Below are 14,774 nucleotides of genomic sequence, written 5' to 3'. Positions count from 1 at the left end.
AGGTATATGGGAGTTCCGGTGGAGAGGATCTTCAACTGTTATGTGAGGCTTTCGAAATTGCCGACTTTCAAGGATCTCATGTATCTGTACAACACAGGGTACGATATCGGGGCGTATGAAGTGGAGGAAGTGTGAGGAGAGGAAGAGCGAGAAGAACCGTCCAGCGTCCATCGTCCCAGAGCGCGGACCCGTCCTTGGAAAGGGCAAAGAGCGGTTCTTCGTTGCGGAGCTAGGAGCTTTGTTCTTCAAAAAAACGGTGAGCGGAAGAGCGAGAAGAACCGTCCAGCGTCCATCGTCCCGGAGCGTGGACCCGTCCTTGGGAAGAGCGAGAGAGCGAGAAGAGCCGGAGCGAGATCCCGTATTAGAGCATTACGGGATGACGGTGCGAGGGCACTCCGCGGGATGACGGTGTAGGAGAAGAAGGCGTGAAAGAGAAGATGTGAAGGAGAGAAGGTGATGTTTTGATTGGGCCTGTTAGAAATGAGAACGGGTCTCCGGCCAGAGACCCGCTCGAAAAAACAAGAAATAAATCTCACGATTATTGTATCACTACAATTGACAAAGTTTATGACAAAACTGTCAAAACTACCACTATAGTAATAGGTCGATACTATAGGTCTATACTCTTCAGTTGCGCCAGCAGGGTCTATCCAAGGCAATCTTCGAGAAACAGCCGGATGACCAGGATCAGGAACACCTTACACAAGGAGTGGCGGGGAGACCGCCGCTCCCCTGCCTTGAATGCTTCTCTCGCTTTTGGAAGGAATGAGAGAGATGAAGAATCTTGACGGCGAATACATCGACGATGATGACGAGCGCGACGGAGAAGACCTCGAAAGCATAGTGATAACAGACAGGGAGGCCGTCTTCGATTTCATCACCCATCTCGAAAACCCCCTGAGATATGTCTCTTTCAGAAATCTCAAGGAGCTCGTAGAAGAGGAGCTACCTCACATGTTCTACGAGAGGAGGTACAGGACCAGAAGAGCGTAAGGAGCAGTTCCTCGTTCCGACGCTGCGCGTCCAGGTTCTTGGTTCAGAAGAGCGAAGAGCCGTCCTTGGTCCTTCGTCCCGGAGCGTGGACCCGTCCTTGGAAAGGGCAAAGAGCGGTTCTTCGTTCCGACGCTGTGCGTCCAGGTTGTTCGTTGTTGGTCCAAGACCAAAGACATAGTAAGAGCCGGAGCGAGATCCCGTATAAGAACACTACGGGATGACAGGATGGGAGTGTTAACGGGATGACAGCCTTACTCCCTTCACGTCATGCCGGACCCCGATCCGGCATCTCGGTCTTTTTGAGGAAAGAGTAAGAACGGTATCCCGTATAGGTTTCCTGAATTTGATCCCTGAATGAGACCATTTCAAGGGCAGGCTCTACGGAATGACAGTGCATGTGAGCATTTTTGGAGGTATTCATGAATTACATAGAGCTAATAAACAATTTCTGGATAGCCAACAGGGTTCATAGTTTCAATTCTCTCGAGACATCGCTTTACTTTTTCATTCTCGATTACGCCAACAACGCGAGGTGGCCCGGGAGCTTCAATCTCCCCAACGGGATAATCCAGAGCGTGTATGAATGTACGAAGGGTCAACTCGGGAGGGCAAGAAAGAGGCTGTGCGAGGCGGGGCTCATAAACTACGAAGCGGGCGACCGATTCAACCCTGGAAAATACACGATTCTCGCGTTCCCGACTGATCCCCGATACGTTCCCGATGCGTCCCCGAAGGATACCTCGACAGGTGCCAGAAAGCGTACTCTGGAATCAGCCGGTAGAGCTAGAGATAATGCCATCGTCGAATCAACGGCGCTCCCGGATGAATCCCCGGCGCGTTCCCGATGCGTTCCCGATACGTTCTCGACTGGTCCCAATAATATAAACAAAACTAAACTAAAGAAAAGAAAACAGAAAATCACTGAATTACCTTACGGTAATTCGTCAGCGAAACTGACGGACGGGGGTCGAATTTCCGGGGAAGAGAGTGTGATCGAGTCTCTCGCGGTCACTGAAGGTGAATCTCAGGCTCTGGACAATTCAAGGGCGAACGTTTCATACGAATCGACAGGCAATGACCAGATTGAAGAGATCGATCCTCTTGCCGTTCAAGTGTTGCGCGTCCAGGCCGTTGAAATGCCCCGCGGCGAGTCAGACGGAGCCGTCCCGTATGAACTGATCCGTAGAGCCTTCATAGACCTCTGCCCTTCGCTGCCCGCGCCCAAGGAGTCGGGGTTCTGGTCTCAGGCCAGAAAGCGCCTCATCCGCTGCCGCTGGAAGGATTATCCTTCGCTCGAGTTCTGGGAGGATTACTTCAGCAGGGTGGAGAGCTCCGATTTCCTCTCCGGCAGGGTGACCAGATGGAGGGCGGACTTCGACTGGCTCATGAAGCCTTCTAACTTCGAGAAGGTCCTCGAAGGCAAATACGCCAACAGGCAGGAGAAGGTGGCCGAAGTATTGAGGCAGTTCGTGGAGGCCGGATGATGGAGAGGGCCGTGTTCGCGAAGGGAATCGGACTGTTGCAGATGGTCTTCGAAAGCTTCAGGCTCGACGGACAGACCACCGAGCTCTGGTACAGGCTGCTGGGGGATCTACCTGCCGTGGCCTTCGAGAAAGCCGTTCTGAAGATCGTCATGACCCGGGAGAAACCGCCCACGATAGCGGCGATCAGGAAGGCGGCCACCGAGGAGGGCGACGAATCGCTGAGCGCCGAAGAGGCCTGGACGAAGGTGATAGACGACGTTCACAAGAGGGGCATATACGACGAGCCGATCTACGAAGACCCGAAACTTGAAAAGACGAAAAGGGCGATAAGCTGGCGGGAGCTCTGTGACATGACGCCGGACTCCAGAAGGATAGTGAGGGCGCAGTTCATGAAGATCTACGATTCGATCTGCGAGAGGGAGAAGCTGAAGGCCATCACCGGGGCAAAAGACGAAGTCAACCACGCGCTATTGCAGAGGCTCTTCGGAGGAATGCTGCCCGGGAAGGGATGAGGAGGTTAGAATGACAGAGAAGATAAAGACGCTGCTCTTTCTGCTCGAGATGCAAAGGCAAGAGGAAGCGAAGGCCCTTTACGGGCAGGTGATCGAAGGGCTTGGCCTGAAGGCTGGCGCGCTGGCAGGGTCGATCGCGCCTTGCCCGGGCGGTGAAAAACAAGGCGATCTTTCGCTAAGGCAATACCTCACTCTGGCGAACGTGGCCTCTTACTTCAAAGAGGACGGAGTCGCCGAGGCCCTGCTCGAGGAGTGCTACAACAGATGGCCCGAGGACGTGGGCTGCATGATAGAGCTGGCATACATATACAAAAAGCTAGGCAAATACTCCAAAAGCGAGCTGATGTACAGGGCGGCCCTATCGCACGAGAGCGACAACGAGATTGCCGTCAGGGAGCTCGGCCTGCTTTACATGGAGACGGAGAGGCCGCTGGAGGCGCTCTGCTGGTTTCACAGGCTGCTAAGGCTCTGCCCGGTAAATCCGATCGCTTACTTCCTGGCTAGCGAGGCGCTTGAAAGGCTGGGCAAGAAGGAGAGGAGCAGAAAGTACCTGCTCTCCTCGATCGTCATGAACCACGCGCTCAAAGAGCCGGTGATACACTTCACAAACAGCGATTTCTGCGTCCGGAGGTTGGGAGAGAGCGTCAGCACCGTGGAACTGCTCGAGAGCAGAGACGTGATAGACGAATGGCTGGGGGGAATAGATGAAGGAATTCGGAGAGAGGCTGAAGAAGATCATGATAGAGAAAGGGGTCACGGGCTTTGAGCTGTCTCAGAGGCTCGAGGTGATGCCCTCGACGATAATAAACTACACGACGGGCAAGCGCTTCCCGGGATACTACTGCCTTAGGAAGCTGGCGCAGGTACTCGGTGTGTCGGCCGATTACATGCTGGGCCTGAGAGATAGCGACGGGAAGGATGCGCGGACCGGATTCATTCCAGACGATTTTCTGAGCGAGTTGGTAGCGCTCGCGCAGGAGTGCGCCAGGAAGCCTGAAACCGTGGAAGTGGGAGAAAAGCTGTACAGGCTGGCGTTGCAGGAAAAAGAAGACCTCGAAAGGGAAAAGCTCCTCCCGCTCGCGGCCCTGGCCATGTTCTTCTCCGACCATGAAAGCTGTTACGAACTGCTGGGTATCTACAAAAAGAAAGTAAGCAGGGTTGCTTGAAAGATATCACAGACTTGAGAAAAAAAGGCCGGAGGGGTCAACTCTCCGGCCTTCTTATACCCATTGCCAGATCTGAAGATGCGTTTATGAGGTCCTGGCTAGATTACTGATATAAAGCGATGATTAAGACCTATCCACCAACAAATAAATCGTAGAAACGGATATTCTCACAAGTTAATATTCCTTTGTGCAGTATGTAACAACTGCTATATTAGTCTTATGAGTGCATTGCACCGCTCGCCGTATATTGCCTGAGTCTTCACGTGCTTACTTCAAGTGCGAGGCCTCGCTTATGGAGGTGGGGTAATGAAGAATAGGTTCCTGTCTGTATGTTTATTTGCAGTTCTTTTTTCAACCATCTTTCTACTTCTTGGATGTCCAAATGTAAGTGAATCACCAACACTGAATATACCAAACCAGACGGTGGACGAAGGGCAAGTGCTTCAATTTGATCTAAAACAGTACGCCGCGGATAAGAACATAAACGCTCTTACCTTCACAATAGTATCTGGCGTTGGAGAAATAGTTGGAACTGATTATAAGTATCTGCCGAATTATGCAGAAGCAGGTTTGAAAAGTGTGACCATTAAGGTCACGAACCTAAGCGGAAAGTCGGTTCAATCGACTTTCAACATAGATGTTGTAGATACACCCATTGAAATAGAAGTTCAAAAGATATTCAACGAGAACAAGACTCTTATTAGCTGGCAGGAAGTAGCAGATGGTGCCGACAGAATAGTAGTTGAAAAGAAAGTTGGGGATGGAGTATTTGCACAGATCGATGAACTAACAGCGGATGCTACTCATTGCGAAAACATAGTAGTAGCAAATGTGAGAAACACATACAGGATCAAACTGTATATGGAGACTGCTTTTGATACTAGCAATGAAGTTATGTTCCAATTCTTCGAATCAGAAGATGATATTCAGTTCGAGTTTGATGGAGTCATTTATACCATTGACAAAGAGTTTTCAGCTGAAAATACTGAGTTTAGTATTCGGGAGGAAAGCGGAATTCTCCACATTGATATGCTGGTAGACGATCAAGCTCCGGAAGCAAGCTATAAAACCTCGCAAGAGTATTCGACATACCTAACATGTCCATTGGTATGGCCGATCAGTCTTTCCTGGGCACATTCTCCGGGAAGTTATTACGCCGAGGTGAGCAGAAGAATAGTCCAAATTACACCTATAAGCTATTTCGAATATGAACCATACGAGATACCTATTACAAGCAAAGAAATATCTGGCCAAGTCACAGATCGTCTTATTGTGGATTTTGTTCCACTTGACGCTGCTGCTGCTTTTTTCGAATTTATAGAGCCAATAGGCCTTAAACAATACACAGCGTCGATTCTCGGATACCATGAGATTGAAGAATATGAGCATCTGGTATATTTCGAGCCATCCAACAGCTCAGTTACAGGATACAAGAAGTATTCGGAAACAGTTGATAACAACTTCGAACCAAAGAATGACTTTGCCCTTATATTCATTCACGGAAAGCAGGGTACCAGAATAGGAGAATCTGCAGTCACTGGGGAAGACGAGGAACAGAGAGAAAGGTGGGCGGAATTTTATAAGAAGTTCAACAGTACATCCAACACTTTCGACTACTTCGAATACTACTACGATTCCAATGTTAGAACCGCCACTGAATATGGTGAAGAACTATACAGGATAATGGATACTGCGGGTATCTTCGACAAATATGAAAAGATATTCATAATATCCCACAGTATGGGCGGATTGGTTTCAAGAGGTTTACTCAAAGAGTTGAACACAGCTGAAGTTGCAAAAATCGAACAAGTCTACACGCTGGATACACCACATGAAGGTTCTCCTTTGGCTTCGCTAATAAGGACTATGACAGATGAAAATGAATACAACAGATTGTTATGGTATTTCGATATATTAGAATTACGGCAGAGGTTTATTGATGATCTTCTTTTGAAAGGTATAAGAATCATCACTGGTACCATTAAGGCAGGTGATCTTGCTGGTATAGCTATCTCTGAGTTGAGAGAATTAGCATACGTGATTGTGGATATACTCAAAGAAACACCTATACTGTTTACTGTACTTATTGCAAATTATGGCAGAAATTTAGGGCTTGAGCTTGCGCCTTACCCTGGATACACTTCTATCGAATACACTTACCAGGATTACCTTGATAATCTTTCTACAGAGCTCAACAACGTTAATTTCCCCGCAAATACAGAACTGAACGGTTTGAAGACTAATCTCGATAAGATAACGTACATAAAAGGGAAGATAGCAACAACCAAATTCCAACCTTCAGAAGAAATAACAATATATGATGTTGGTCTTTTGCTATGCCAGATGATATTTGAGGAATTTGCGGACATTGCAGGAATGCCAGCGCACTCAGAAGGCGATGGCTTCGTTTCACTTATTAGCCAGTCTCTCGGCGTTAACGAAGTCCTCTTCGATGGAATTAACCACGATCGTATAACAAAAGATGAAGACGTTGTCAGTTATGTCCATAATGATGTGATTGGGAGATTGGATAATAGCATTCCTTCGGTAACAAAGGTAAGCGGTCCAAACGGAGAGATCTCAGGAAACAGCAGCACCTTCACCTGGACTGGAAGTGACTCAGACGGAACGATAACAAAGTACGAATACAGAAAGGACGAAGGCGGCTGGGTAAGCAATGGTACGAGCACGAGTTACACGTGGAACGGTTACTCAGAAGGGCAGCACAAGTTCGAAGTTAGGGCGCAGGACAACGAAGGTGCTTACTCAAACATAATAAGCTGGAGCTTCACATACTCTACAGGAACGATAGTCGTCGGAGAAATGGTACTCGTAGAGGGCGGTACGTTTATGATGGGCGACACCTGGGGGGATGGTAGGCAAAATGAATTACCGGTTCACGAAGTCACATTATCCTATGACTTCTTTGTCGGTAAGTATGAGGTAACCTTCGAAGAATATGACGCTTTCTGTGACGCTACCGGCAGGAGCAAACCTAACGATAGCGGGTGGGGAAGGGGAACTAGACCAGTAATAAATATATACTGGAAGGATGCCGTGGCATATTGCAATTGGCTCAGTGAAAAGAATAACCTTCCGAAAGCATATGACAGTAATGGAAACCTACTGGATGCAAGTAGCTATGAAACCACCGACATAACGAAGGTAGTTGGATACAGACTTCTTACAGAAGCTGAATGGGAATACGCAGCAAGAGGCGGAAATGAAAGCATGGGATATAAGTATTCAGGTAGTAACACTGCATCTGATGTTGCATGGTATTCAGAGAACTCAGGAGGAAAGACTCACGAAGTTGGAACTAAGTTACCGAATGAACTCGGTATATATGACATGTCTGGAAACGTCTGGGAATGGTGCAGCGACTGGTACAGCTCTAACTATTACAGCACAAGCCCATCTATAAATCCGTACAACCACACTTCTAGTTCACGACGTGTAGAGCGGTGCAGTGGTTGGAGGGAAGGCATAGGAGGAGTGAAAGTATCCAATAGATACGGTGAATCTCCTTCAACATACAGATACAGCGACCTAGGTTTTAGAGTTGCTAGAACAGCAACATCCAGTAGTTCGGCTGAATCAATGCCAACAGCGAGGAGCTGGTTGGCAGCAGTTAATGTCGGTGACAAAATAATGGCTATTGGTGGTGGAGACAGAATTACGAAAACTCCTTATGCTAAAAATGAAATCTATAACCCGATAACCAACAGCTGGGAAACACTCACTCCTATGCCGACTCCAAGATATGCTCTGGCCGCTGCAGAATATAACGGGAAAGTCTATGTGTTTGGAGGACAACAGATTTTCGGAAACGCCTCACCTGTCAATAATGTCGAAATCTATGATCCAGTTACCGATTCCTGGAGCACAGGATCACCAATGCCGAACGCAAGGTGCGAACTTGCTGCTGCAACCTGTGGAGACAAGATTTTTGTCATAGCAGGCCTCAACTACGCGACACGATATAATACGCTTCAAATCTATTCACCCGGCACAGACAGCTGGTCTACAGGTGCTTCCTTACCTAAGTCGTTCTCACAACACGCCGCGATAGGATATGGTGGAAAGGTATATGTTTTTGGAGGAATGGACAATTCCAGAAAGAGACTGGATACAGTTTATATCTACGACCCTCAATCAGATACTTGGTCTTCAGGTGCATCTGCTCCTACAGCACGTTCAGAAATAGCGGCCGCAGTTGCCGGAAGTAAAATCTACATCTTTGGTGGTATTACTAAAGACTTCACAGAAGGTCTTACGACTGTCGATATATATGATCCATTGAGTGACTCCTGGCAGAAAGGAGATCCCTCTCTTTCAAAGAGGAGCGCGCTTGCGGCAGCTTCGGTAGGCAGTAAGGCTTATTTGATTGGTGGTTATCTCTACGGGAATCCGATAATAGAACTCAATTCAGTAGAAGCTTATTCGACCGAATGATCAACAATACCGGTTTTTGAGAGAAGGACACTACTTGACTTACGCTCTATGAGTTGAATGCCAAATGCTTTGTAGAATGAGATTTAGATGGAGGAGGGAAATGAGTATGAAACTTACAAGGATAATTTTGATCATGCTTTCTCTTGCTTTGTTTGTTCTTCCTGAAATGATTTTGGCTACAGAAATGGAGACGAGCTGCACTGTCTTATTCAACGATGGTCAGGTGATTCATGCGGAACGGTTCATACGTTTTTACTACGGCGATGGATCATCGTATTCTCTATCCAGTAGTCTAGGTTTTGTCAGGACTCTCGAAAGTCAAACTTTCTCGGTGAAAATATCCGACATATCGAAGCTTGAATTGCTTGACGGAGGTTGGGGGAGAAACTCTCTGATAAGAGTAACCCTACGCAACGGCAAAGCTGATAATCTTTATTTGGTCGCCACTTTGTCAAATTTGTATGTAGATTATTTGGATGGCTTCACTGGACAGATTATGGAAAACTATAAGCTTGATATGTCCAAAATCACAGCCGTTTCCTTTGGCCAAGACATAGGCAATATGAAATTCAATCCCATCACAAAACAGGTATTCCCCAAGGAATTCAACTTTGATCCATATACAGGAGAAAAACTCAGATTTATCAGTAGCACTACATCTGCGCCGTTCTCGGATAGTTATCAGTACAACACGGATGTTCAGTCATCCAACTACAACACTTATTCAGAAGGAACGGGAAAGTTAACTCTCGTGGTCACTGTAGGACTTACAAAGATATTCTTCCTCACGACGCACAACCTAGTGGTTTCTATTAGAGGCCCTGTATCGAAAGAACAGACATTCACGGATATCTCCGCGGGAAGTCCGGTACAGGTTGCATTCAATGACATACCCAACGGCGAATACCACGTAGAAGCGAAGTGGGGAGACGACGTTATAGCAAAATCAATAGTTGTAAATGGCGACACGGTTGATTTCCAGATGATCATCTATTGAGTCGGTTGCGAACAGATGTTCCGAAATCCATAAACTGTGGGCCTATAAGACACAAGTAATTGCCAAAAGGGGTGAGCATATGAGAAAGATCCTGTTGCTGTTACTGGTGGTAGCAAGTTTTGCTGCGTTGTTCGGTACGGAAGCCCCCGGATATGTTGCGATAACCTCTTCGGACGGGGTCAAGATTCTCGTGGACGGTGTTCACAAGGGAACGGTTGTCGGAAGCCAGCTCATACTTTCGCTCGCACCGGGAACGTACACGCTTACCGCTCAGAAAGAAGGATATGAGGATAAAAGCGTTGTCGTGACTGTCCAGTCAGGCAGATCGACGTCTGTGAGTATTGAGTTGAGCCAGGCTAAGGTTATGCAGGAGAAGATCCCGACGGAACAGAAGAAGGTTGTTCTGGGGCAGAAGACAGGCACTATAAACATATACAGCATACCTTTCCCATCGGCGAAGGTGTCCATAAACGGAGTCAACTATGGAGAGACGGATATAAGACTCACGAACTTTCCTGTCGGAAAGCTGACGGTGAAAGTAGACTCCGGCGGCAAGAGTCTTCAGAACGTTTTCACTCTCAAAGAGAATGAAGTTATGGATCTCCAGGCGAACTTCGTTGACGGGAAGATATACCAGCTATTCACTGTCAGTTTTGACTTTCCGGACGATGTGGAAGTGACTATCGATGGGAACACCGTAAAGAAAAACGAATCCGTGGTCTTGATCGGTCCCGATCACCGTGTCGAAATGAAGGCGACCGATCTATCGCGCTATGAACCTTTGAGTGTTAAGCAGATCACAGTAACGGCAAATGGAATTTATAAATTAAGCCCGGTTTTTTTGGGAGAATACATCAGTTATGTCTCTACTCTTCATCCTGGAGAGCTGGTTTTGGTAGAGAAGGGTAGTTTCACAATGGGAGATACCTGGGGAGACGGCAGCGATAACGAGAAGCCAATCCACCTCGTTGAGTTGACCTACGATTTCCAAATAGGAGCGTACGAGGTCACTTTTGATCAATACGACTGGTTCTGCGAAGAAACAGGTCGAAAGAAACCAGGCGACAGCAGTTGGGGAAGGGGAACGAGACCTGTGATCAACGTGAGCTGGTGGGATGCTATGGCTTACTGCAACTGGCTGAGCGAGAAGGAGAAGCTTCCAAAGGCATATGACGATAAGGGAAACTTGCTGGACCAAGACGGAATGATAACAACAGATCCATCGAAGGTAGTCGGATACAGACTACCGACAGAAGCCGAATGGGAATACGCGGCCAGGGGAGGAAACAAGAGTGGGGGTTACAAGTATGCCGGTAGCGATAACGTTGGTGACGTCGCCTGGTATACTTCGAACTCGGGAAGCAAGACTCAAGAAGTTGGGACGAAAGCCTTTAACGAACTGGAAATATACGATATGTCCGGGAACGTATGGGAATGGTGTTCAGACTGGTATGGAAGCTACTCTAGCTTGGCACAGACGAATCCATATAGCAACAGTGGTTCCCTCCGGGTGCATCGTGGCGGTAGCTGGGTCAACGGCGCGACTTACGGGCGGGTGGCTGACCGCGACTACTACTCCCCTACTCGCACGCACAACAACCTGGGTTTTCGTATTACAAGGACGGTGCCCTGATTACACTTTAGCCTTTTTACCTTTTTACACTTTGCTGCGGCTTCGAGCGCCGGGCGCGGAGTAGCCCGCAAGCGCGAGGAGACGCAGGAGATATCGGAGGTTTTATGGCCTTCAGGATAATAACGGTCCCCTTCGACAGTGAGGAGAATCGTTAGTCCCCATTTTCGCCAGAACAGGATCCCGTATAGGATCACTACGGGATGACAGGATGGGGGCATTCTGGATGCGTAATGTCGAGGAATTGCTCCTAACGCTCTCACGAAGGACGGGTCCACGTTCCTAGACGAAGGACCAAGGACGGCTCTTCCCGCTTTTCCGAAGGACGGCTGTTTTGATTATCAGGATTTAACTGCCTTCGCGAAACGAGCGATGAACGTGTCGAGGTCGGAGCGTGAAACGTCGAGGTTGGTCACCAGTCTCCATTCGTCGCCCTCGGGCGGGTTTATCTTTATTCCCTCCCTGTAGAGCTCGTTGACGATAGCTTCCGGCCTGCCAGAGCCGAGTTTGAAGAAGACCATGTTTATGTCCAGTCTGTCTCTCATGATTTCGACACCCTTGATTTCTTCGAGTTTTTTTGCGAGATACCGGGCATTTTCGTGGTCTTCGCCGAGCCGGTCGATCATCTTCTCTATGGCTATGATCCCGGCCGCGGCTATGATCCCGGCCTGTCGCATCGCTCCGCCCATGATTTTTCGCCCTTTCCGGGCTCTGGCGATGAAGTCTTTCGTTCCGACCAGCATGGAGCCGATCGGCGCCCCAAGCCCTTTGGAGAGGCAGAACATGACGCTGTCGGCTTTCGAGGCGATCTCTCTGGCATCTATTCCAAGAGAGACGGCCGCGTTGAATATTCTGGCTCCGTCGAGATGAACCGGAATCGCGCGCTCCCGGGCAATCGAATACACCTCTTTCATGTATTCCATCGGGAGAACCCTTCCACTAGAATGCGCGTTTTCCAGACAGATCAATCCCGTTCTGGGATAGTGGAGGTCCTCTCCCCTTATCGCTTTGAGTATTCTATCGACAGAGGGCATTCCGTCGTCGCAGTCCAGCGTTCTCATCTGGACGCCGGCTATGACGGCCGAAGCGCCGGCCTCATGAACGATTATGTGGTTCGAGGCCGGTATTATGACCTCGTCTCCTCTGAGAGTATGTGTCAGTATAGAGAGTTGATTTCCGAAAGTTCCCGAGGGAACGAAGATGGCCGCTTCCTTTCCGAGGCGTCGGGCGGCGATCTCTTCCAGACGGTTTACGGTGGGATCGTCGCCGTAAACGTCGTCTCCGACTTCGGCGTTCGCCATGGCCGCGCGCATCTCTTCTCCCGGAAGCGTCACGGTGTCACTTCTCAAGTCAATCCATTTCAAGGGCGCACCTCCGATATTTGGTTAGGATTACATATAATTATAGATCAAAACAAATAAAAAAAGCCGGATCGGATGATCCGGACTATATGGGGTTCCTATCTAAGGGGGATAGGGGGGTTATAAACTAAAACAATTCTAATTTATTTGTGCTAATAATACGTTGTGTTGAAGTATCGATTAACTTTCTTATAGATTGCTTAATCCTTAAATTCCGTCAGAAAAATTCATCCATCGCGCAGATGGAGAACATCAATAAGAGTACACCGAGACAAGATTCCCGGAGGAATCGAACAATCTGCCCTCGGCCTTTTTATTACGCCAGATGTAGCTTTTTTTCCATACATTAACGCTCGCCTGCGGACCGGAGTGAACGTGGACCGCCATTCCCGGCTCTAGAATAAGGTCATCGAACGTGTATTTCTGGCCGTTGGAGACGGCCAGTATCTGCCAGCCTTTCAGGTTTACTGGCTTGTCGCCTATGTTGTATATCATCACGTATTCGTCGAGAGAATCGGCCATTATATAAGCTATCTGAACCGGTCCGTCGAAGTAGATCTCTTCCTCTTCCTGCTCGGGTTCGCTCCAGAGACCGAGAGAGAGGGTTCTCGGAATGTCCTGTGCCTGGGCGAAGAGATCCATAAGTTTTTCGTCGAAGGGGAAGGCCAGATAGGCCCGTCCATAACCGTTGATGACCCCGAGCAGATTGTACATGACGTATTGCTTGAAACCGTAGAACTCGACTTCCAGCCAAACGTACGCCAGAGTTCTTCCGTAAACGTCCGTGGGGTTCCAGTCGTAGCTTATGATTATCTCTTTGTCGGAGAGAACGCCTTTGGCGAGATTCGAAGCCTCTATTCCGAAGAACTCGACTTCTTTGGTGGGATGAACCGTCTCGGGCGTATCGATCCCGATGAGCCTCAGGGTGGTTTCAACGCCGTCTATGCTCACCAGAAGGGTATCGCCATCGACAACGTTGATCACTTTCGCGTGCGTGTAATCCTGAACACTGTTCCAGAGATCGAAGAACTCGGTGGCGTAAGTGAGGTCCTTCGGGCCCGAGGCGGTTTCGACCTTCACCGGAACGAGCGTCAGCGCCAGGATCATAGCTGCAAATATCACTTGAAGAATTAATAGTGTGAAAGCTTTTTTCATAATTAAATACCTCCGTGAAAATTTCTATGGATTTCGTCCAGGCTCGCCCTCGCTTCGGGGATCGGGCGAAGAAACCTTTCCAGTGTCTGACAGGGGTATTCGGCGCACTGGCCGCAGTTGTCTATTCCCTTCTTCGAACAACAGTCCTTGAAAGGACAGTCGAAGCACAGTTTGAAGAGTATCTCGCTCCTGCATCCGGTGCAGTTCATGTCGCTCTTTTCAAGAACAAAACCGAACTCCCTTCCCCATTTATCGGCCGTCTCTCTCTTCAGGATCTCGTCGTTCGTCATAGTCGCCCTGTAAACCGGGCAATTTGAACAGTCTATTCCGCAGTAAGCCAGCATCTTCACAACCTCTCAAGACATCCCGTCGAAACCGTGATAGATTTGAATTGCTATTAAAAGCATAACACGTTCACATGTTTAAGTTCTGCAAAGGATTGGAGGTTTTCTTTTGAATCCCCGCGTCACCGAAGAGAGATACAGAGTGAGGTACTACGAACTGACCAGGAACTGGAAGGCTTCAGTCGCCTCCATAATGGACTATTTCAACGACGTTGTAACCCTCCAGAGCGTTGAGGTCGGCCACGACGTCGAAACGATGCGTTTCAGCGGGTACGCGTGGCTGTTGCTTCGCTGGGAGATAGACATTCAGAGATCTCCGGCCTTCATGGAGAACCTAAATGTGAGAACCGTTCCCTATTCTATGAACAAATTCTACGCATACAGGCGTTTCGAGGTTATCGACGACTCGGGAGCCCTGATAGTGCACGGCAAATCCCAGTGGATCCTCATCGACGCCTCCAGGCGCAGACCGGTGAGGATAGCCGACAGACACTACGAAGTCTATGGACTGCCGAAAGACTTCAACGAACCGCTCAAATTCGAAGACCCGCCAGAACCCGGAAAGTCCGATCTTTCAACCGTATTGAAAGTGAGAGAGTCGGATCTGGACACCAACGGTCATGCCAACAACGTCTCGTACGTCCGCTGGATAATGCAGACCGTTCCCGGGGATTTCG

General features: G+C 48.6%; 12 protein-coding genes. 9 read left to right on the top strand and 3 right to left on the bottom strand.

Going from position 1 to position 14,774, the window contains the following annotated elements; genetic code table 11:
• The first annotated feature begins 741 nt into the window (after positions 1 to 741).
• From PKX57_RS08940 to PKX57_RS08905, 8 genes are all read left to right on the top strand, one after another.
• Positions 742 to 993, top strand: coding sequence for a hypothetical protein (locus PKX57_RS08940; protein ID WP_472416872.1), 252 nt, complete (start codon positions 742 to 744; stop codon positions 991 to 993).
• Between the two features lie 419 nt (positions 994 to 1,412).
• Positions 1,413 to 2,477: a hypothetical protein gene (locus PKX57_RS08935; RefSeq protein ID WP_472416870.1), complete on the top strand. Its 1,065-nt coding sequence runs from the start codon at positions 1,413 to 1,415 to the stop codon at positions 2,475 to 2,477.
• Positions 2,477 to 2,989, top strand: a complete 513-nt coding sequence (locus PKX57_RS08930; RefSeq protein ID WP_472416868.1) for a hypothetical protein — start codon at positions 2,477 to 2,479, stop codon at positions 2,987 to 2,989. The genes PKX57_RS08935 and PKX57_RS08930 overlap by 1 nt, the downstream gene beginning before the upstream one ends.
• A gap of 10 nt (positions 2,990 to 2,999) precedes the next feature.
• Positions 3,000 to 3,755, top strand: coding sequence for a tetratricopeptide repeat protein (locus PKX57_RS08925; protein ID WP_472416866.1), 756 nt, complete (start codon positions 3,000 to 3,002; stop codon positions 3,753 to 3,755).
• On the top strand, positions 3,694 to 4,155 hold the full coding sequence (locus tag PKX57_RS08920) for a helix-turn-helix domain-containing protein (RefSeq protein WP_472416864.1): 462 nt from the start codon (positions 3,694 to 3,696) through the stop codon (positions 4,153 to 4,155). Before PKX57_RS08925 ends, PKX57_RS08920 begins: the two co-directional genes overlap by 62 nt.
• A 306-nt stretch (positions 4,156 to 4,461) precedes the next feature.
• On the top strand, positions 4,462 to 8,610 hold the full coding sequence (locus tag PKX57_RS08915; RefSeq protein ID WP_472416862.1) for an SUMF1/EgtB/PvdO family nonheme iron enzyme: 4,149 nt from the start codon (positions 4,462 to 4,464) through the stop codon (positions 8,608 to 8,610).
• Between the two features lie 106 nt (positions 8,611 to 8,716).
• Positions 8,717 to 9,607, top strand: a complete 891-nt coding sequence (locus PKX57_RS08910; RefSeq protein ID WP_472416860.1) for a hypothetical protein — start codon at positions 8,717 to 8,719, stop codon at positions 9,605 to 9,607.
• A 79-nt stretch (positions 9,608 to 9,686) separates the two neighbouring features.
• Entirely contained in the window at positions 9,687 to 11,240 is a 1,554-nt protein-coding gene (locus tag PKX57_RS08905) for an SUMF1/EgtB/PvdO family nonheme iron enzyme (protein WP_472416858.1), read from the top strand.
• A gap of 338 nt (positions 11,241 to 11,578) precedes the next feature.
• Here the strand turns inward: PKX57_RS08905 and ltaE are convergent, their stop codons facing one another.
• The 3 genes from ltaE to PKX57_RS08890 form a co-directional block, all read right to left on the bottom strand.
• Positions 11,579 to 12,601, bottom strand: coding sequence for a low-specificity L-threonine aldolase (gene ltaE / locus PKX57_RS08900; protein ID WP_472416856.1), 1,023 nt, complete (start codon positions 12,599 to 12,601; stop codon positions 11,579 to 11,581).
• Positions 12,602 to 12,850: 249 nt separating this feature from the next.
• Positions 12,851 to 13,753 (bottom strand): lamin tail domain-containing protein, encoded by a 903-nt coding sequence (locus PKX57_RS08895; RefSeq protein ID WP_472416854.1) that lies wholly within the window; start codon positions 13,751 to 13,753, stop codon positions 12,851 to 12,853.
• Between the two features lie 2 nt (positions 13,754 to 13,755).
• Positions 13,756 to 14,097, bottom strand: coding sequence for a DUF3795 domain-containing protein (locus PKX57_RS08890; protein ID WP_470745224.1), 342 nt, complete (start codon positions 14,095 to 14,097; stop codon positions 13,756 to 13,758).
• A 109-nt stretch (positions 14,098 to 14,206) separates the two neighbouring features.
• Here PKX57_RS08890 and PKX57_RS08885 point away from each other — a divergent pair.
• On the top strand, positions 14,207 to 14,774 hold a 568-nt coding region (locus PKX57_RS08885), incomplete at its 3' end, for an acyl-[acyl-carrier-protein] thioesterase (RefSeq protein WP_472416852.1).

Source organism: Mesotoga sp. (assembly GCF_035363035.1).
GTDB lineage: Bacteria > Thermotogota > Thermotogae > Petrotogales > Kosmotogaceae > Mesotoga.
This window is presented reverse-complemented; position numbering and strand designations above follow the sequence as displayed.